This is a genomic window from Trichococcus paludicola, assembly GCF_003052295.1.
Taxonomy (GTDB): Bacteria; Bacillota; Bacilli; order Lactobacillales; family Aerococcaceae; genus Trichococcus; species Trichococcus paludicola.
In genome coordinates, this window is the sequence record NZ_QBLC01000003.1 from 115407 (window position 1) to 134608 (window position 19202).

Below are 19202 nucleotides of genomic sequence, written 5' to 3' on the forward strand. Positions count from 1 at the left end.
TATGAATTATGAAACAGTCATCGGACTGGAAGTCCATGTGGAATTGAAAACTGAATCAAAAATGTTCTCCCCATCTCCAGCACACTTTGGGGCAGAACCGAACACAAACACAAACGTCATCGACTGGGGCTACCCGGGCGTCTTGCCTGTCATCAACAAAAGCGCCATTGAATTCTGCATGAAGGCCGCTTTGGCTTTGAACTGCGAAATCTCGACGGAAACGCATTTCGACCGCAAAAACTACTTCTACCCGGACAATCCGAAAGCCTACCAAATTTCGCAATTGGATAACCCAATCGGCCATGACGGCTGGGTCGAAATCGAAGTGGAAGGCGTCAAGAAAAAAATCCGCATCGAGCGCGTCCATCTTGAAGAAGATGCCGGCAAAAACATGCACGGATCGGACGGCTATTCCTATGTCGATTTGAACCGTCAAGGAACGCCATTGATCGAAATCGTATCGGAAGCGGATATGCGCTCTCCTGAAGAGGCTTATGCTTATCTGGATGCCGTACGCCAAATCATCATGTACACAGATGTATCCGATGTGAAGATGGAAGAAGGCTCCATGCGTTGCGATGCCAACATCTCCATCCGCCCATTCGGCCAAGAAAAATTCGGCACGAAGACAGAATTGAAGAACCTGAACTCCTTCAACTTCGTCCGCAGAGGTTTGGCTCATGAAGAAAAACGCCAAGCACAAGTATTGAACGCTGGCGGGGTCATCCAACAAGAAACACGCCGTTTCGATGAAACAAATGGCGAAACAATCCTGATGCGCGTCAAAGAAGGCGAAAGTGATTACCGTTACTTCCCGGAACCGGATCTGCCAGGCTTGACCGTTTCCCAAGAATGGATCGACCGTGTCAAAGCAAGCATTCCGGAAATGCCAGCAAAACGCCGTGAAAGATACATTTCTGAATACGATCTGCCTGAGTACGATGCAATGGTATTGACACTATCGAAAGAAATGTCCGACTTCTTTGAAGGTACCCTTGCTGCCGGTGCGGATGCCAAATTGGCTTCCAACTGGTTGATGGGTGAAGTATCAGCCTACCTGAACAGTGAAAAAGTGGAACTGGCCGACACGAAACTGACGCCAGCGAACCTTGCCGGCATGATCACATTGATCGAAGACGGCACCATCAGCACGAAGATCGCCAAAAAAGTCTTCCGCCTGTTGGCAACAAAAGGCGGCGACGCAAAAGCAGTCGTTGAATCAGAAGGCCTGATCCAAATGAGCGATCCGTCGCAACTGTTGCCGATCATCAACGCCGTTTTGGACAACAGCCAACAATCCGTTGACGACTTCAAAGCCGGAAAAGATCGCGCCAAAGGCTTCCTAGTAGGCCAAATCATGAAACAAACCAAAGGCCAAGCCAACCCAGGCATGGTCAACCAACTCCTGGCGCAGGAGTTGGAAAAAAGATAGGATACGATGAATTGCGGGTAGGGGGCGAGCACTAACGAAATTTAGGAACAACCAGCCCGGGTTTGGCTGGATGGGTCTAAATAGCGTTAGGCACTCAAACGTCACAGTGCGACGTTTGAGGTCTTTAGCAATCTTTGTACCAAGCCAAGAGATGCGTTTTCTATCTGCAATTCAGAGTTCGACTAATAGGATGTGATGATTCGCGGGTAGAGTTCGAGCACTAAGAGGACAACCACAAAGCGGACGTTTTTTGTCCGCGTGTGGTTGTCAACTTAGGCGGAGAACTCTGCGAATCAGAACTCAACTAAGATAGAGCGAGATTCAGAACGCGTCTGCGTTGAGCACATTCCAGCCAACTTCCTTCCGGAGGTTGGCTATTTTTCTGAAATAATAAACTCTCAAAAAAATCGCAATAAACCTATCTTTTTCCAGTTCAACAATTAGTATTATTATGATTTAGGTGATATAATCATTAATTGAGTGGTTTGACAAGAAAAGATAAATTGTGATCTATATAACAGATGAGCCTAGAAAGATGAGGAAAAGAATGAGAGCAAGAGTAATTTACAATCCTACTTCCGGAAGAGAAATGCTGAAAAAAAGCATGATTGACATCCTTCAAATATTGGAAGAAGCAGGCTATGAGGCCAGTGCGTACGCCACTACACCCGAACCGCTTTCCGCAACAAAAGAAGCGGAACGTGCCGCTTTGGCCGGATTCGACCTGATTGTTGCAGCAGGCGGAGACGGTACCGTAAACGAGGTTGTCAACGGTATCGCCGGATTGGACCACAGACCGACAGTTGGCATCATACCTGCAGGGACCACAAATGACTATGCCCGTGCTTTGAAGATTCCGCGCTCAAATCTATTGGATGCAGCCCGCATCATCGCTGACGGAAATGTCATCCCGATGGATATCGGTCAATCCAATGGTACTTATTTCATAAATATCGCGGCAGGCGGTTATCTGACGGACCTGACCTACGACGTCCCTGCGAAGCTGAAGACCATTTTCGGTTACCTTGCCTATCTGGTGAAAGGCGCCGAAAAAATCCCGCAGCTCAAACCAATGCATATGCGCATCGAGTATGAAGACGGCGTCTACGACGGCATGGCTTCCATGTTCTTCGTGGCCTTGACCAACTCGGTCGGCGGCTTTGAGACGATCGATCCGAACATCGTTTTGGGGGATGGCAAGTTCACGCTGTTTGTCGTGAAGACCGCGAACATTTTCGAAATCCTGCAACTGTTGGCCCAAGTTTTGAACGGGGGCAGACATCTTGAAAATTCGAACGTCCTTTATACACATACCAGCTTTGTGAAAGCAGAATCCATGGATGGTTCACGTTTGATGATCAACTTGGATGGGGAGTACGGCGGTGATGCACCGACTACGTTCACGAACCACCAGCAGCACATCAAAATCATCGGGAATACTTCCGATTACGCTGATCCAATCGAAGAAGTCGATGAAGGTATTTTGGAAGGTGCCGGCACAGGCTTCATGAAGGAAGTTGAAACCTTGCATCCGGATGAAGTAAACGACAAACGTTTGCCTTACGACGGCAAGAACTAAAAACTGAAAATAGAAAAAATGCCCGGCCACTCGGTCTTATGATGAGAGGTCTCGGGCATTTTTTGCTATACTGGAAAAAAGAAGCTTTCACACAAAAGGGGACCTGCCGTATGCCGAAAAAACAGAAGAAATTTTTGTCCATCTTATTTTTGAGCGGACTGCTGATGCTGCTTGTGGCCTGCGGGAAAGCGGCAAATTCCCCGATAGTGGCCATCGCAAATGAAGCGGAATACGAAGAAGTGGTCGCACTGGATGTGGCCTACCTCTATTTCGGCTTCGATGATTGCCCTTACTGCAAGGAGTTCCGTCCAATCCTGGAAGAAAAATTGACGGAAACCGGACAGACCGCTTATTATTACAATACGAAAAAGCGTGTCAATGATGCCAACTATGATGAGGTGCTGGATACCTACGGCGTCGAGTTTGTGCCGCTTTTGATCAAACTGGAGGATGGCAAAGCGGTCGGGTCCGTCAATCTGGACACCGTTGCGGACCTGCCGGCATTATTGGCGGCAGAATAGTAGGCGAGAATGTCCGATAATCAAAAAGAATGGGCTGCCCCCAAAAAACTGGAGTAGCCCATTTGCTTTATTTCCACACTAATTGCCAGGTGACGCCGAATTGGTCGGTCACCCAAGCTACCGCACGCAATTCGCCGACTGCTTCAGGCCCCATCATCACAACGCCATCCGCGGATAAGGAATCAAAGTAATTGTCGAAGCTGGATTCATCTTCGCAGTCCACGTAGAGGGAAACGGCCCAAGTCATATCCGGCAAAAAATCCTCTTCCATGTCCATCGCCATGAATTCCTGTCCATTCAACACAAACTGCTCATTGATCACACGGCCGCCTTCACCGTGTTCATCCTCATCGATTTTGGTGAGGGAGGTCACGCTGGAATTCGGGAAAATGGAAACATAAAAGTGCATCGCTGCTTCTGCAGTCCCCGGTAACGTCAAAAAGGGAATAATCCGTTGTCCGCTCATTTTGTCATCCTCGCTTTCTTCCTGTACCCATCAGTAACTGGTCTATATATTTCTATTATACTGAACGCGAGCGAAACTTCCTATCGATAAGACGCGCCGCATCAGGCGATATTATGAGAAAGTACTTATTTTTTCCAAACAAATGGGCTTGCTGTATCGAGACCCCTTCTTTTTTGGTATAATGAACCCGAATGATAAATTATGAACTGAGGAGCACATATGAAAAAACAATATACGGTAGCACCGGTAATAAAAAATGAGAAGATGACTGTAACATTTGAGGACTTAACGTCAGAAGGTATGGGTGTCGCAAAAGTTGAGGGTTATCCATTATTTGTAGCGGATGGACTACCGGGCGAACGGGCAATCATCAAAGTGACGAAAGTCGGCAAATCTTTTGGATTCGCCCGCATTGAGGAAAGACTGAGCAGTTCTCCTGACCGCATTCCGACACGTGATGTTAAAGGAACACGCGTTGGTACGATGCCGTTGCAGAATCTGCGTTACTCTGCCCAATTGGCTTTCAAAAAGAACAACGTCGAGCAAGTGATGAAACGCATTGCCAAAATGCCTGAAGTCGAAGTCAAACCGACAATCGGAATGGAAAATCCGTGGGGATACCGCAATAAAGCACAAATCCCAGTACGTCAAAAAGACGGCAAATTGGTAACCGGATTCTTCCGCACCAACACACATGAATTGATCCCGATGGAAAACTTCCAGATCCAGGATCCAAAAATCGATGAAGCAATCGTAAAAGTCCGTGACATTCTGCAAGAATTCAACGTGAAAGCATACGACGAGAAGAAACATACCGGAAATATCCGTCATATCATGATCCGCCGCGGTTATTACACAGGCGAAATGATGGTTGTCCTAGTTACACGTACGGCGAAATTGTTCCCACAAAGCAAAATCATTCCAGCTATCTTGGAGGCTTTACCGGAAGTGGTCAGCATCGTCCAAAACGTGAACCCGAAACAAAACAATGTCATCCTGGGTGACGAAACCATCGTCCTTCACGGTGAAGACGTGTACCGCGACAAATTGATGGGTCATACTTTCGCCATCTCTTCCCGCTCATTCTATCAAGTGAACCCAATCCAAACGGAAAAACTTTATAAATTGGCGATCGAAGCTGCACAATTGACAGGCGAAGAAACCGTCATCGATGCTTATTGCGGAATCGGAACAATCTCCTTGTCATTGGCTGAAAAAGCGAAACACGTGTATGCGATGGAAGTTGTTCCCGATGCCGTCAAAATGGCTGAAATGAATGCCGCAGCAAACAACATCGATAACATTACCTTCGAAATCGGCGCTGCCGAAGAAGTGATGCCGAAATGGGCTGCAGAAGGCGTCAAAGCGGATGTCTTGGTTGTCGATCCTCCACGCAAAGGCTTGGAACCGGCATTCATCGAAGCTGCTTTGGAAATCGCTCCTGAGCGCATCGTCTATGTCAGCTGCAACCCAGCTACAATGGCGCGCGACCTACAGTTATTCCACGAAGGCGGCTACAGTGTAGGCAGCATTCAGCCAGTGGATCTGTTCCCACAAACACTGCATGTCGAGTCAGTAGTGGCTTTGACACGCAACAAATAATAGGAAAAAATTAGTAATCCGCAAGGACCGTCATGAATGATGACGGTTCTTGCGGATTTTTTTGCATTCAAAAAGAGGTTGCACTTAGCGATGGCCAGCCAAAGAGTTTATAATGATTGTGATGGACTGAAATCTTTTTTATAATCTGCTTTCGGAATAACCTCTGCACGTGCAACCCAGCTGCAAAGGCTCGCGCGACCTGCAGTTATTCCACGAAGGCGGCTACAGCATAGGCAGCACCCAACCAGAGGATCTGTTCCCGCAAACCCTACATGTTGAGACGGTGGTATTGATGTCAAGGGTTGAAAAAGCTTTGATATATAGAAATTTTTGAGAGTTAAAGATAAAATTCAAATTCTCGGAATCCCCCAAACTCTTGTAAAATGGGAACATATCCACCATTAGTAATTCGGAGGGTTGAGTTGATAAAATAGATATAGGCTAATCAAAATAAGGCGTAAGTCTTTAAGATGTGATTAGCCTATATGAATTTACTAATGACAAACTTTAAGCTTTAGTTCATATCAATGTCATGAAAACTCATGATTTGATAGGAAGATTATTTACATAGTTTTTAGGTGTGATTTTTATAGTGAAGGGAATTAAATTAAATGAATATTAAGACGTTCAAAGGATTTGAAGAGATTTATCCAGAAAAAGTAGATGGAACTGATTCTTGGTATTTTGGTCACTGGACTCCATGTTCAGAAGCATATGAAGTTCCAGAGTTTAAAAATAAGTATCCTGGAACAAAACTTTCTTTTATAGAATATCCATCAGGAAAAGTTTTTGAACCGATTAAGCAGGAAATAAATGTGTTTTTAGAAAGACCTATTTATGAACATAAAGACAATTCATTTGGAATTATTCGCTATGATTTTAATAAAGAAGTTATACAGGTACTTATCTTTAAACCGGAATGTTACAGCGTAAAGACTATTACAGAAATACCTTTCTCAAAAGCTGGAGATATGATAAATTTAGGACTAATAATTTCCCCGTTTGCATTAGTTAAGCACGATGTGCACAATGATGCAGCAGAATTTCTGTGGCCAAAAGAAACAAATTATGAATTTGAAAGAAATGAAAGTTTGAATTTCCAAGATGATGGGAAATTGTATTTGACAAAATGGATTGAGGATCCGGATTATCGTGAAGAAATCATTGTTAGAGATGCTATAACAGGGCAAATCCTTGAGCGTAGTCCTGGATATTTACGAAGAATGCCAGATGGTTCAATGTGGAAAATGACGTCAAAATAAAAAATGTTTACTAATGTGATTATGAACATAGCCGTAGTTGTTTGGTTTTAATTTGTAAGATAGCTATATGAAATTTTCTGAAGGAGGAAACATATGTTGGAAAATTCAAAAGTTCATTACATACCAGCAAAACCTCCAAAGAGAGATAAGTGAGTGGGTATATACTGCCGTGTGAGTACAAATAGTGTAGACCAACTAAAAAGCCTAACAGCACAAGTATCGGCACTAACAAGATTAACTGCAGCTACACCATAGTGGTTATTAGTGGATGTATATATGGATATTGCATCCAGTAAAACAGGTTCTTCTCGTAGAGAGTTTGCAAGGATGCTGGAAGATTGTCAATCCTATAATCTAGACATCATACTCATCAAGAGTATTAGTAGATTTGGCATGGATACGGTTGATACTCTTGAGGCATTAAATCAACTAAAGACATTAGGCATTCGTGTTATATTTGAACAGGAGAGTCTGGATACTACCGATACTGACAGCGACCTAATGATTTCTATAATCGAATCTATAGCGCAGGCTGAAAATGAATCTCGTAGTGAAAATATTAAATTGGGGATCAAACAGCGTGCCGTACAAGGCACTTCAAAACTATATAACCGAAAATGTTATGGATACGTACATGATAAAGAGGGCAATCTGATTATCAAAGACGATGAGGCTAAAAATGTAATGACGATATTTCAGATGTGCCTCCATGGAAAAAGTGTCATTAGTATAGTTGCTGAGTTGGAACGGTTGGGTGTTAAATCTCCTACTGGAAAAGATACGTGGAGCAAGCGTACAATTGATGTTATGCTTAGCAATGAAAAATATACGGGTAGTGTAAGATTATTGGATAATGGAAAACATGGAGTGGTTAATTTATGTGAGGATAACAACCCAGCCATTATTTCTAAGGAAACATTTCAAGCAGTGCAGATAGAAAAAACTAAAAGAAGCAATATCGTTAAAGACGAAAATGGAGTACAAAGAAAAAGTAAAAAATATAGTTCAAAAAGATTGAGGTAGATGATTATGGAATTTAGAAACAAAATAGTAAATAATATAAAAAAATTAATGATAAGATCATTAATTTCGAACATGATTCGTCTGAAGAAGCATGGGAGCATTATAAAATAATATATTTTGATACTGATGGAAAAAGTAAAATTAACAATAAGTACGATTATCCAGCTGCCTCATATTTTGAAAAACGTTTGGTACTATGTAATTATAAAAATAATGGGTATTATGATGAACCAAACTCAAAATATCCGAATGTCAATAGGTATTATTTTTTATCAAATGAGGCTACATATGAAGAAGAAAGCCATAAATATTCAGGAGAAGATGCAAATCTTTCAGGAGACTGTGATTTTAATTTTAACGAAAGTAAGTGTCTTATTTTTGAACAAATGGTAAAAGAAGAATACAAGAATTGTTCAAGAATGCAAAAATATGCTTTGGACCTTTTAGAAGAATGCAAAAATATGCATCACAGCTTACTTAATTTCTCTTTAATGCAAACTAAAGGTAATATGCAAGGTTTTAAAGGAAGTTGTTTAAATAATGGCGTTTATGCCTCTTTTGATAGAGCAGATACTCTTGTTTCTTACTTAGCAAGTTATTATCAACTACAAGAGCGTCAAAAAGATACTTCATATATTTTAGTAAATGCCCGAGCAAATAAGGCGACATTAAAGAACTATTTAGACTCGTTTGATGGTATTTATAATTACTGTCATAAAATTTATTTTATAGAAGATAAGGCATTTGTTGATAGAATGATTAAGGAAGGGTGTTTGTGTATAAAGACTGGTCACCATGTTATTAGATATATGTTATTAGCTCTTGAATTTTGGGATAAAAAAGAGTTTAGAATAAAAGAAATTTATACAGATATAAAATAGCCTAATTGAAAATTGTAGGTCGAGAAGATAATATAGATTTAGAACCTTTATAAACACTAGAGTTTTGTTATGTTTTATAAAAGTGTGAAATAGCCTAACAATTTCATGTTGAGGCGGTAGTGTTGATGTCACGAGAATAGGATGAGACGAAAGATCAGTTTCCAGTGAGACATATATAACCTAATAAACATAAGGAGCGGAGAGATATGGAGACGAAAGCACTTGTTATTATAGATATTCAGAACGACATCACGAAACACTATAAGGAAATCATTGATAACATCAACACTGGCATAGATTGGGCTGTGAGCAAGGGAATGCACGTTGTGTACATCAAGCACAACAATCTTTCCGCAGGTACACGCACCTTCAAGCCGGACACAAAAGGCGCAGAGCTTGTTCCCGAGATGAAGATCGTTTCGGAAAACATCTTTCTGAAAACTAAGGGCAACGCTCTGACAAGTGAGGATTTTGCCGCATTTATCGAGGCAAACGGCATAAACGAGTTTTATATCACCGGTGCGGATGCCACCGCCTGCGTGAAATCCACCTGCTTCAACATGGCTAAGGCCGGCTACACAGTACGTGTCATTTCTGACTGTGTCACCAGTTATGACCTGAAAAAGATGGACGAAATGCTCCGTTATTACGCAGACAAGGGCTGTGAGGTCAAGACGCTCCTCGAATTTACTGGGAAATTTCAAGGATAAAAAACCTTTCCAAAACATATAAAGGAATACAAGGAAGCAGCAGAAAGAGAAGCATCGGGGCAGGGAGTTGTAGGTGTCTCAATAGTGGAAGAAATGGAGAATACAAACTGCGAGGGGCAATATACAATGAACAATAATCGGAGGAAACACTATGAAACTTGATGGTTTTGGGATCTTCGTAAAAGACATGGCAGCGATGGTCCGCTTTTATAGGGATATTCTGAATTTTGAAATCCGGGAAGATGAAAACGCAACGAATGTGTATTTGGTAAAGGATGGAACCTTGTTTTTATTGTATCGTCGGACAGACTTTGAAAAGATGACAAACAGAGCCTTTGGTTATGCGAATGAAATTAATGGGCATTATGAAATTGCCCTAAGCGTCGATAACTATGATGCGGTTGATTTGACCTTTAATGAAGTCGTATCCAAAGGTGCAGTCCCTATCTTGGAGCCTACTACTCAGCCTTGGGGCCAACGTACATGCTATATCGCTGACCCTGAAGGGAACCTGATTGAAATTGGTTCATTCAAAAAATAAATCTTTGTCAAGAAAAGAAGTAGGCGAATAGCCTGATGAGATAAATCTAGAATTGAGACTGTTGCACAGCTGACAAGAGTCCAATTATCATTGACGTGCCACGGGAAAGGAGAGTGGATAAATGGCAAATATCATTACTGGCTGTCGGATCCTGTGCAGCGTTCTGCTGTTTTTCTTTCCTGCATTTTCACCGCAGTTTTATGCACTGTATTTGATCAGCGGCTTCACGGATATGATTGATGGTACTGTTGCAAGAAAGACGAACACCGACAGTGAGTTTGGCTCCAAACTGGATACAATCGCTGATTTCATATTTATTGTGGCTTGTTTGGTTAAGCTGCTTCCTGTATTAAATATTCCCACATGGCTCTGGATATGGATTGTAACGATTGCTGTAATAAAAATCATTAATGTTATATCAGGATTCATTTGCCAAAAGAAGTTTGTGACAGAACATACCATCATGAACAAGTTTACGGGAGTAGTGCTTTTCTTATTGCCGCTGACATTATCTTCTATTGAACTTAAGTATACCGCTATCGTGGTATGTGGCATGGCAACCTTCTCAGCGATTCAGGAAGGACATTATATAAGATCAGGAAAAGAGGTGTAAAGAAAATCTCGACCTGTTACTTATCACTACCGAAGTTTAGGCAGTGGAATGAATATAACGGATAAACTTGGTATGGATATGTTTTCGTGAACATTTAAAAATCGGATAAAATGTGTAGACATGTTCTGATATGACGACATCAATTAGGAACAATCGAGACACGTGGAATCAGTTGTGGCGTTGACACGCAACAAATAAATGTACAAACCCTTGGAAATGGCATATTTATGCTGTTTTCAGGTTTTTTTGGTTTTTGAGTGCGGTTAAAGTGATTTAACTTTCAACATAGATTGGCTAATGGTGAAATACGGGATATGGAAGTTCATTCTTACCCATTTGTTCATCAGGAAGAATCCTATATATGTTATCTTTGAATTTTCGGTAGAAATTTCCTATGGTATAATTGAAATGAAAAAAATGAGAAAATAGGGTATGGTTTGCTGTAACGATAAATATTAAGAAGAGGTGATTAAGGTAGAAATAAATTTGAAGGGGTTTCAGACACTCATAAGTCAATTGACAACATTTGAAAAAATGTATGAACAGGTAAGGATTGTAGACCCTATTAAAAAGGAAGTCTTATTTGTTAAAAATAAAAATCAAGAAGAACTCATGCCGGTTCTGGAAGCCTGTTTTGGCATATGGGGGAAAGGTACGGTATGCAAGAATTGTATTTCCATGAGAGCCTACAATGAAAATGACACTTTTATCAAAATAGAAACTTCTCTTGATAAAATCATTATGGTTACAGCAATACCGGTAAAAATAGAAGATAGAATGGTTGTAGTTGAACTTTTAAAAAACGTTACAAAAAGCATGATTCTTGGTGACCGAGAGTTAACTGAAAGCTTGGAAATTAAAAGACTGCTGGAACAAGCCAATGTAGCAGCAGTAACAGATGAGCTGACACAAATCTATAACAAGAGATATATCATTGAAAGATTACCTGCAGATATGGTCAAATCTCATCTGGAAAATCAACCAATCTCAGTCCTGATGGCAGATATTGATCATTTCAAAAAAGTCAACGACACCTATGGTCATTTGGCAGGGGATCACATATTAAAAGAAGTTGCCGGAATCCTTGGGAAAAACACAAGACAAGATGTGGATTGGATTGCCAGATTTGGCGGTGAAGAGTTTATTGTCTGCTTAACAAATACAGATAAAAAAATCGCAGGAGTTATCGCTGATAGAATGAGAAAAGCCATTGAAGATACAGTTTTTAGCTATAATGGAGAAAAGATCAAGCTAACTTCAAGTTTTGGACTTTATACTATAACAAGCGAAGAAATGATAGACTATGAGACTCTGATTCACCGTTCAGACAAGAAATTATATGAAGCTAAAAAGTCCGGAAGGAACAAAGTGGTTGGTTAGTAGGAAGAAATGCTAAAAAATAGGTTTTCAAAGGAATTTTTAACCGTTATGTAAAGCCGCAAGGACTGTCGTGAATAATGACTATCCTTACGGCTTTTTTGCGCACTGGAAGTCTGTAGCGGTATGATATAATAAGTTGCGAAGAAAACGGTTGCGAAACCATGTTGTAATGAACGGTTTTGACGGCACAAGAGAGGGAATCTCCTGCCAATTCGGGAATGGCTGAATCCACACTAACGGAGGAATATTATGAAAAACATTGTGATAACGGGTAGTACTCGTGGCCTTGGTTTTTCTATGGCAACCGAGTTTCTGCGAGCCGGATGTAATGTTACGCTGTCCGGCAGAGGGAAAGCACTCGCGGAAGCAACTCAAAGGGAACTGTCGCCCTTTGAGGGGAAATACATCTATGTCTCATGCAATGTCCAAGAAAGAGCAAATCTGCAAAAACTTTGGGACGCTTCTTCGGCACAATGGGGCAAGATAGATATATGGATCAATAACGCGGGGGAAAATACGCCGCACCTGTTTTCGTGGGAAATGAGCGAAACAGACACCGAAAATATTATTAAGACCAATCTTATTGGTATGATATACGGTTCACAGATTGCGGCAACTGGAATGCTAAAGCAGGGACAAGGCGCGATATACAGTATGGAGGGCCTGGGTTCAAACAATATGATACAGAGAAAAACAATATTGTACGGCACCACCAAGCACGCATTAACGTACTTTATGAGAGGGCTCGCCAAGGAATTGGATGGTACCAATGTAATAGCGGGGAGGTTATCTCCGGGCATGGTGCTGACTGATTTTATCACAAAAACGCCTAACGGTGAGCCGTCTCCGGTCATCGCAGATGAGAAATTCAGAAAGATATTCAATATATTGGCCGATAAACCGGCCACAGTCGCAAAATTTTTAATACCAAGAATACTCAGCAACACCAGGAATGACGCCCAAATCGCTTGGCTGACAAAACGAAAGGCTGCTTGGCGTTTTATAACGGCAGGCTTCCGTAAAGACAGACTGATATAGAGAACTTTGAGTTTATGATAAAGTATTATAAATAAAGGCAGTCAACATATTGTTGGCTGCCTTTGACAATATCACGAGGACTATAGGTGATTGACACATTTCCGAGAGAAGTCTCTGCCCATCATTCCAGTATCTTCCAGAAAGAATCTTTGCGCATAATTTTTCCTCCAGCGAACTCGAGCAGATCAACACCTCGCACCTCAAGCTGCTGCCCTGATTTAGTCGTACCGGTGAGAGTCCACTCCGATACTCCCAAATTACCGCAGATCCAATGCTGATCCTCTCCATAATGTACATCTGGGATACCCTCGAATCGAGTTGCCAGACCTGCTCTGACTTCCGTTTTTCCGACATATCGATTGCCGCGTGGTTTGGTGCCTCGGGGCATATAGAAGATGCAATCATTTGCGAAATAGCTCATGATGGAATCCAGGTCGTGACGGTTGAATGCTTCCAGAAAGTCCTTCAATGTTTCAACGGTTACTTGCTCAGACATATTATAAACCTCCATGTATCATACTTTATTCGGAAGAGCCGGTTAGCTATTGATCTGCATGATTGAATGAGTGCCACCGCATGCTCCCGATTTCAGTCATGAGTCAGGCGGAACGGCCTTTCAATCGGTTAAAACTTTGATATGTATCAGTATGAAGACGTATAATAAACCAGAGGGGATGGACAACTGTTTTGTGAATGCCTTAATTAAATTATACGTTCAAGATTTCCATCAAGCAAATTACAGAAGTAAGATACCATAAGTTGATAAATAAGTGGGGTGCGGTAGTGGTAGTAAGGACTAAATGTATACTCAAGATTCTTTTTGTGGGCGTGATGACAACCTTTTCGAGGATTATTGGACAGCTATTGATTCCGCCTGGAAAACAGTCGATTTTGCCTCCAAGTGTGTTTGTGGTCAACGGTACGATGCCGTTAGCTTTTTCTGTGTATGGTGTCATTGCCTTCTCGCTGATTGCAGCGATGTTTTTGCTGGTATGCGATCAGTTATCGGGGAGCAGGGTAGTACAAGGACTTAAATACGGTATTGCTTTCAGCCTTGTTTGGATTGTATATCTGCTCGAGCCGTTACCGCACGCCGCGCCACTTGACAGAATCACATATCCTCTGGCTGATACTTTTTCTCTACTGGTCATGGGTGCCTTGGTAGGAGTTATGCTTGGAAAAAAAGAGGGGGAAAGGAATAGCAAGCTGCCAGGGAACAGCAGTATTATGGCGATTGTTGCCATTACGGGGCTGTTTATTATCGGGCGACTGATCCAGTATTATGTGTTGGATATTTATTCGTCCTTTGCAGAAAAACCTTTGGAAACCCTCATTTGGTGCGCAGTGACTGGACTTACCACTGCGTGTGTTTTGGATTGGTTCAACAAACATGTTCAGCAGAGCAGCAGGACCGCAAATGTGCTGATTGTTGGAGGCGTGTTGTTTGGCCTGAATCTGTTTCTGTTTAACTTCTTCATGCCGCTTGTGTTTGATGCTGATATGATTGACTTGTTGTTAAGAACTTTTGTGGATATAGCCGCAGTCATGGTTGGCTGCTTATTTTTCAGTGTGAAAAAATTTGAAGTAAAGCCTGGGGCAAATTGATCTGATGGCGGCATTGACAATCAGTCTCCGAAAAATTATAATCAAGTGATATTAACCAAATAGATAATCCTCTTTTTGCCACCGGGCAGAGAGTTCAAGGTGTTCAGAAACATTCCGTAGGTCTTTGAAGGAATGTTTTCGGGGCATCTTTTTTATTTTGGAAGGAGATTGCAACATGGAAAAAACATTACTGAGGGACTTTTCGAAGTACGTCAGCTTGAATATTTTGGGGATGATCGGCGTGTCCTTCTACATTTTGGCCGACACGTTCTATATAGCGAAAGCATTGGGGGCAAATGGTATCGCTGCGTTGAATTTTGCTGTGCCGGTATATAGCCTGATTCACGGTGTCGGCTTGATGATCGGCATCGGCGGCGCCGCCCGTTTCGGCATATTGAAATCCCGAAACAAAGGGGAAGAAGCTGAAGGGATCTTTGCGAGTGCACTCAAACTTGGTGTCATCGCAGGCTTATTGTTCGTTGTGCTCGGCTTATTCGGATCTAGAGCACTGTCATCGGCGCTCGGGGCGGACGCGGTCACTTTACCATTGACCCACGCTTACATGGCTACGCTTTTAGCCTTTGCGCCATTTTTCATCCTGAATAACACCGTGCTCGCTTTTGTGCGCAATGACAATAATCCAAAACTGGCCATGACGGCGATGCTGGTCGGCAGCTTTTCGAATGTGATCCTGGATTATATTTTCCTCTTTCCGCTCGGGATGGGTATGTTCGGTGCCGCTTTTGCGACGAGCCTTTCGCCGATCATCAGTTTGGGCATCCTGTCCACGCACTTCGCAGCGAGGAAGCGCAAGCCGGCGTTCCTTAAACACAAAATGACCCGTCCGGCGGTTATGGATATCCTCAATCTGGGCTCTTCAACGTTCATCATGGAAGTGTCCTCCGCGGTCGTGTTGACGACGTTCAATCTGCTGATTTTGGGGCTCGAGGGGAATAGGGGAGTCGCTGCATATGGTATTGTTGCGAATCTTGCTTTTGTGGCTGTCGCAATCTTCACCGGTCTGGGGCAAGGCGTACAGCCGCTCATCAGCAAATACTACGGGATGAAGAAGTGGGAATTGGTCAAAAAAGTGAAGGAGTATGCCTTGCTGACAGCTGTCCTGATAGCCGGACTGATTTATGCGGGCACATTTACCTATTCGGACACGCTGATCAGCCTATTCAACAACGAAAATGATCTTGCGATCGCGCAACTGGCGGATAAAGGCATGAAGATTTATTTCCTGGGCTTTTTCTTCGTCGGCATAAACATCGTGACGGCGATGTTCCTGAGCGCCACCGAAAAGGCACGCGCCGCCTTCATCATCTCCATTCTGAGGGGCTTGGCGATCATTGTGCCCTTGGCGATAGTGTTCAGCAATATGTGGCAAATGACGGGCATCTGGTCGGCCTTTGTGCTTTCCGAGCTGATCGTCGCCGGTTTTGCGCTCTATTTAGCGAATGCCACCGAGAAGGGGACGCTTGTTTATGGACAATTTGACTGAAACAACTAAAGAGGAATCGCTGAAATCCTTCCGATCGACCATCCGCAAATCCGAAAATGCATTGAGCAGTATGACCGAGAAAGGCGCCAACACGACCGTGGTGGCGAAACGGCTAAAGGCCCTCAGCATCGGCTTGGCTGTGCTGGAACACGTTTGGGAAGAAAAGTCCCATACTTACTCACCGGAAGAATTGGCGGAAGCCCGCATCCTGCTTGCCGGTTTGCTGACCTCAATCGAAGGCGTCTACGCCAAGTCGAAGCTAGGCAGTCCCCAAAAAACCCTCCTGGAAAGAAGGGTCAAGTCCTTTGAACTGGCACTTCAGGCTATGGATGATAGTACTGATAAAGACCCTAGCTAATAAAATATTCGTAGAAAAAAACTCCTCGAACGTCTAGTCTGCACTGTTCGGAGAGTTTTTTTTGATATTCGCAAAAGTTCGCAAAACTAAAGATATGTGCGATAATCTTTACAAAGCTAAACATATTTTACATTTAATACCTGTTGCTCGGATCACTATATCGAAATATATTTCCAAATTATCATCCTTATTGAAAATAGATTGATGAATTGTCTGTATGAGGATTATCAATTCTAACAAAATAAATTCAGACAGGAGAAAGAACATGGGAAAAGTTGTTTTAGGTTTAACCATTTCTTTGGATGGATTTGCCGAGGATAGTAAAGGCAGTGTCAATACGTTGTACGCTGATTTGGATATGCTCAAGGAAACGGAAGTCATGAAGGAGTCGATTTTGACGACCGGATCGGTTGTGATGTCTCAAAAGGAATATGGAATGGCGGAAGATCCTGATTGGTATGTGGATTATGAGTATCAAGTTCCGATATTTGTCTTCACCGATAAGGCTCCAGAAAAACATCCAAAAGAATCAGACAAGGTAACTATCAATTTTGTAACCACGGGCGTCGCTGATGCAATCCTCCAAGCCAAAGCGGCAGCGGGTGAAAAAGATGTGAATATCATAGGCAGCGCACTTACTACACCGCTTTGTTTAAAAACCGGTTTGATCGATGAATTGCAAGTGGATATCGTGCCTTGGTTTTTACGGACCGGATTTCGGCCATTTGAGGATTTTGATAACAGTGATGTAAAGTTGGAAAGGATTCAGTTGGTTGGACTTCCGGCTGGCAGAACGCACATCAGTTACAAAATCATCTAAGGCCATATTGCAACTCCACCGCTCCTATATTCACCCGCCAAAATTATTTTCTAAAAAACATTTGACTTCACGTTAAGGTTAGGTCGTAGAATCAACTTAAGCTCACTGCTTAGAGATTAAACGAACATAATCTTGAATAATTTGGAGGAAATGATATGACAGAGAATACGTACAGAACTTTCACACTCAGCGATAAGGTAACCGTTGAGCAGGTCACTTTTAAAAATCGTTATGGCATAACCGTCGCGGCGGACCTATATTTATCAAAAGACATCGACACATCCCAAAAATATCCTGCCCTTATCGTCGGCACCCCGTACGGTGGCGTCAAGGAGCAAGGCGCAGGAATCTATGCACAGAATATGGCGGAACGCGGATTTGTGGCGATTGCGTTTGATGAATCCTATAACGGAGAGAGCAGCGGAGCACCTAGACACGTATCGTCACCGGACATTTTTGCTGAAGATTTCAGTGCGGCTGTTGACTTTATCGGCACGCGTCCTTTTGTGGACAGAAATAAAATCGGTGTGATCGGCATCTGCGGCAGCGGCGGTTTTGCAGTGACGGCAGCGCAGGTCGACACGCGGATCAAAGCGGTTGCGACCGTCAGCATGTACGATATGAGCCGGGTGATGCGCTATGGCTGGGCAGACAGCATGACGGATGAACAACGCACACAGCTGTTTGACCAACTGGGTGAACAACGCTGGAAAGATTTCCAGGGCGATGAACCGGAATTGACGCCGGCCTTCCCAAGCGAGCCGGTGGATTCCATCCCTGAAGGAATGGATCCGATCAGCAGTGAATTCTTCGGCTATTATGCGATGAAACGCGGCTTCCATCCGAACTCGATCGGTGCCTTCACAAAGACGAGCGCCATGGCTTTCATGAACTTCCCATTGATGAACTACATCCAGACGATTTCTCCTAGACCGATCCTGTTCATCATCGGTGAGCATGCGCATTCGCGATATTTCAGTGAGGATGCCTACAAAATGGCGGCCGAACCGAAAGAACTGTATGAAATTGCCGGCGCCGGTCACGTGGATCTGTACGACAGAACGGATCTGATTCCGTTCGATAAACTTGAGTCGTTCTTTACGGAAAATTTGTAAAAAGATGCGGATCAGATGAAAAAACCTAAACAAGTTGATTTTATTTTTACGTGCGTATTTTATGTGTTTTTGCTGACTGGATGCACCATTAGTCCGCCATCAGATGAGGCTTCATTATCGGCCTCTTCAGAAAGAGCAAATACTTTCTCGCTGTTAGAACAGGGAGACGCCGGACTTGTTGCAGAAACAGACCAAATGCTCATCGAACCAAGTCCACAAGAAAGGGATGACTCCATGTCAATGATGACGATTCAAGTCGGAAATACCCGATATACTGTGTCGCTGGATAACAATGCGGCAATGCAGGCACTGACCCAAAAGTTGCCGATGACTCTAAAAATGGATGAACTGAATGGGAATGAAAAATTTTATTATCTTTCGGAAACCTTGCCGACGGACTCCAAAAGAGTTGGCAGCATCAAGGCCGGGGATGTGATGTTGTACGGTTCCGACTGTTTGGTGATTTTCTACAAAGATTTTTCGACCTCTTACAGCTACACCCCAATCGGCCGGATTGAAGACCCCGCTGGACTTTCCCAAAATCTGGGACGAGGGAGTGTCGAGGTCACGTTTAGTAACTGAAAATAGACTATAAATCAGAGAAAAGCTGTCTAATTTTGGACAGCTTTTTTGCATCGTGTTACTCGAATTATACTGAGGATTAGTCCCTGTATTCATTGGTGAAGGTGGAATGGATGAAATGCCTTCAAATGGTGTACACTAGTATCAGGGATTAAATCAAGCAGATAAAA

Annotated in this window: 20 protein-coding genes; 18 read left to right on the forward strand and 2 right to left on the reverse strand. The window is 42.9% G+C overall.

Annotated elements, in window-relative coordinates:
- Nucleotide 1 precedes the first annotated feature (1 nt).
- From gatB to C7R56_RS05355, 3 genes are all read left to right on the forward strand, one after another.
- Nucleotides 2–1432: an Asp-tRNA(Asn)/Glu-tRNA(Gln) amidotransferase subunit GatB gene (gatB, locus tag C7R56_RS05345; RefSeq protein ID WP_107995548.1), complete on the forward strand. Its 1431-nt coding sequence runs from the start codon at nt 2–4 to the stop codon at nt 1430–1432.
- A gap of 547 nt (nt 1433–1979) precedes the next feature.
- Nucleotides 1980–3011, forward strand: a complete 1032-nt coding sequence (locus tag C7R56_RS05350; protein ID WP_107995549.1) for a diacylglycerol kinase — start codon at nt 1980–1982, stop codon at nt 3009–3011.
- A gap of 110 nt (nt 3012–3121) precedes the next feature.
- The gene (locus C7R56_RS05355; RefSeq protein WP_107995550.1) at nt 3122–3532 is read left to right on the forward strand and encodes a thioredoxin family protein; all 411 of its coding nucleotides are present in this window, start codon (nt 3122–3124) and stop codon (nt 3530–3532) included.
- Between the two features lie 67 nt (nt 3533–3599).
- Here C7R56_RS05355 and C7R56_RS05360 read toward each other — a convergent pair whose 3' ends face one another.
- A complete protein-coding gene (locus C7R56_RS05360) occupies nt 3600–3998 on the reverse strand; it encodes a VOC family protein (RefSeq protein WP_107995551.1) in 399 nt (132 codons plus the stop codon).
- A 219-nt stretch (nt 3999–4217) separates the two neighbouring features.
- Between C7R56_RS05360 and rlmD the strand changes: the two genes are divergently transcribed.
- The 9 genes from rlmD (at nt 4218) to C7R56_RS05410 (ending at nt 13048) form a co-directional block, all read left to right on the forward strand.
- On the forward strand, nt 4218–5600 hold the full coding sequence (gene rlmD, locus C7R56_RS05365; RefSeq protein WP_107995552.1) for a 23S rRNA (uracil(1939)-C(5))-methyltransferase RlmD: 1383 nt from the start codon (nt 4218–4220) through the stop codon (nt 5598–5600).
- 611 nt (nt 5601–6211) lie between these two features.
- A complete protein-coding gene (locus tag C7R56_RS05370) occupies nt 6212–6862 on the forward strand; it encodes a hypothetical protein (protein ID WP_107995553.1) in 651 nt (216 codons plus the stop codon).
- 276 nt (nt 6863–7138) lie between these two features.
- On the forward strand, nt 7139–7885 hold the full coding sequence (locus C7R56_RS05375) for a recombinase family protein (protein ID WP_234402586.1): 747 nt from the start codon (nt 7139–7141) through the stop codon (nt 7883–7885).
- Between the two features lie 188 nt (nt 7886–8073).
- The gene (locus tag C7R56_RS05385; RefSeq protein ID WP_159072167.1) at nt 8074–8766 is read left to right on the forward strand and encodes a hypothetical protein; all 693 of its coding nucleotides are present in this window, start codon (nt 8074–8076) and stop codon (nt 8764–8766) included.
- A gap of 206 nt (nt 8767–8972) precedes the next feature.
- The gene (locus tag C7R56_RS05390) at nt 8973–9476 is read left to right on the forward strand and encodes a cysteine hydrolase family protein (protein WP_107995556.1); all 504 of its coding nucleotides are present in this window, start codon (nt 8973–8975) and stop codon (nt 9474–9476) included.
- Nucleotides 9477–9627: 151 nt separating this feature from the next.
- Entirely contained in the window at nt 9628–10017 is a 390-nt protein-coding gene (locus tag C7R56_RS05395; protein WP_107995557.1) for a VOC family protein, read from the forward strand.
- A gap of 121 nt (nt 10018–10138) precedes the next feature.
- On the forward strand, nt 10139–10630 hold the full coding sequence (locus C7R56_RS05400) for a CDP-alcohol phosphatidyltransferase family protein (RefSeq protein WP_107995558.1): 492 nt from the start codon (nt 10139–10141) through the stop codon (nt 10628–10630).
- Nucleotides 10631–11095: 465 nt separating this feature from the next.
- Nucleotides 11096–12010 carry a GGDEF domain-containing protein gene (locus C7R56_RS05405; protein ID WP_199902987.1) on the forward strand — a complete coding sequence of 305 codons (915 nt, stop codon included), beginning with the start codon at nt 11096–11098 and terminating at the stop codon, nt 12008–12010.
- Nucleotides 12011–12259: 249 nt separating this feature from the next.
- Nucleotides 12260–13048, forward strand: coding sequence for an SDR family NAD(P)-dependent oxidoreductase (locus C7R56_RS05410; RefSeq protein ID WP_107995559.1), 789 nt, complete (start codon nt 12260–12262; stop codon nt 13046–13048).
- A 121-nt stretch (nt 13049–13169) separates the two neighbouring features.
- On the opposite strand, the gene C7R56_RS05415 is transcribed toward C7R56_RS05410, so the two are convergent.
- The gene (locus tag C7R56_RS05415; protein ID WP_107995560.1) at nt 13170–13544 is read right to left on the reverse strand and encodes a nuclear transport factor 2 family protein; all 375 of its coding nucleotides are present in this window, start codon (nt 13542–13544) and stop codon (nt 13170–13172) included.
- A gap of 326 nt (nt 13545–13870) precedes the next feature.
- Here C7R56_RS05415 and C7R56_RS05420 point away from each other — a divergent pair, with 326 nt between their 5' ends.
- The 6 genes from C7R56_RS05420 (at nt 13871) to C7R56_RS09080 (ending at nt 19032) form a co-directional block, all read left to right on the forward strand.
- Nucleotides 13871–14653, forward strand: a complete 783-nt coding sequence (locus C7R56_RS05420) for a hypothetical protein (RefSeq protein WP_159072168.1) — start codon at nt 13871–13873, stop codon at nt 14651–14653.
- Between the two features lie 175 nt (nt 14654–14828).
- Nucleotides 14829–16157: an MATE family efflux transporter gene (locus tag C7R56_RS05425; protein WP_107995562.1), complete on the forward strand. Its 1329-nt coding sequence runs from the start codon at nt 14829–14831 to the stop codon at nt 16155–16157.
- The gene (locus C7R56_RS05430; protein WP_107995774.1) at nt 16141–16515 is read left to right on the forward strand and encodes a hypothetical protein; all 375 of its coding nucleotides are present in this window, start codon (nt 16141–16143) and stop codon (nt 16513–16515) included. Before C7R56_RS05425 ends, C7R56_RS05430 begins: the two co-directional genes overlap by 17 nt.
- 265 nt (nt 16516–16780) lie before the next feature.
- A complete protein-coding gene (locus C7R56_RS05435) occupies nt 16781–17335 on the forward strand; it encodes a dihydrofolate reductase family protein (RefSeq protein ID WP_159072169.1) in 555 nt (184 codons plus the stop codon).
- Between the two features lie 155 nt (nt 17336–17490).
- Complete coding sequence (locus tag C7R56_RS05440) at nt 17491–18450, forward strand: alpha/beta hydrolase (protein ID WP_107995564.1); 960 nt, start codon at nt 17491–17493, stop codon at nt 18448–18450.
- A gap of 15 nt (nt 18451–18465) precedes the next feature.
- Nucleotides 18466–19032 (forward strand): cyclophilin-like fold protein, encoded by a 567-nt coding sequence (locus tag C7R56_RS09080; protein WP_234402587.1) that lies wholly within the window; start codon nt 18466–18468, stop codon nt 19030–19032.
- Nucleotides 19033–19202 lie beyond the last annotated feature (170 nt).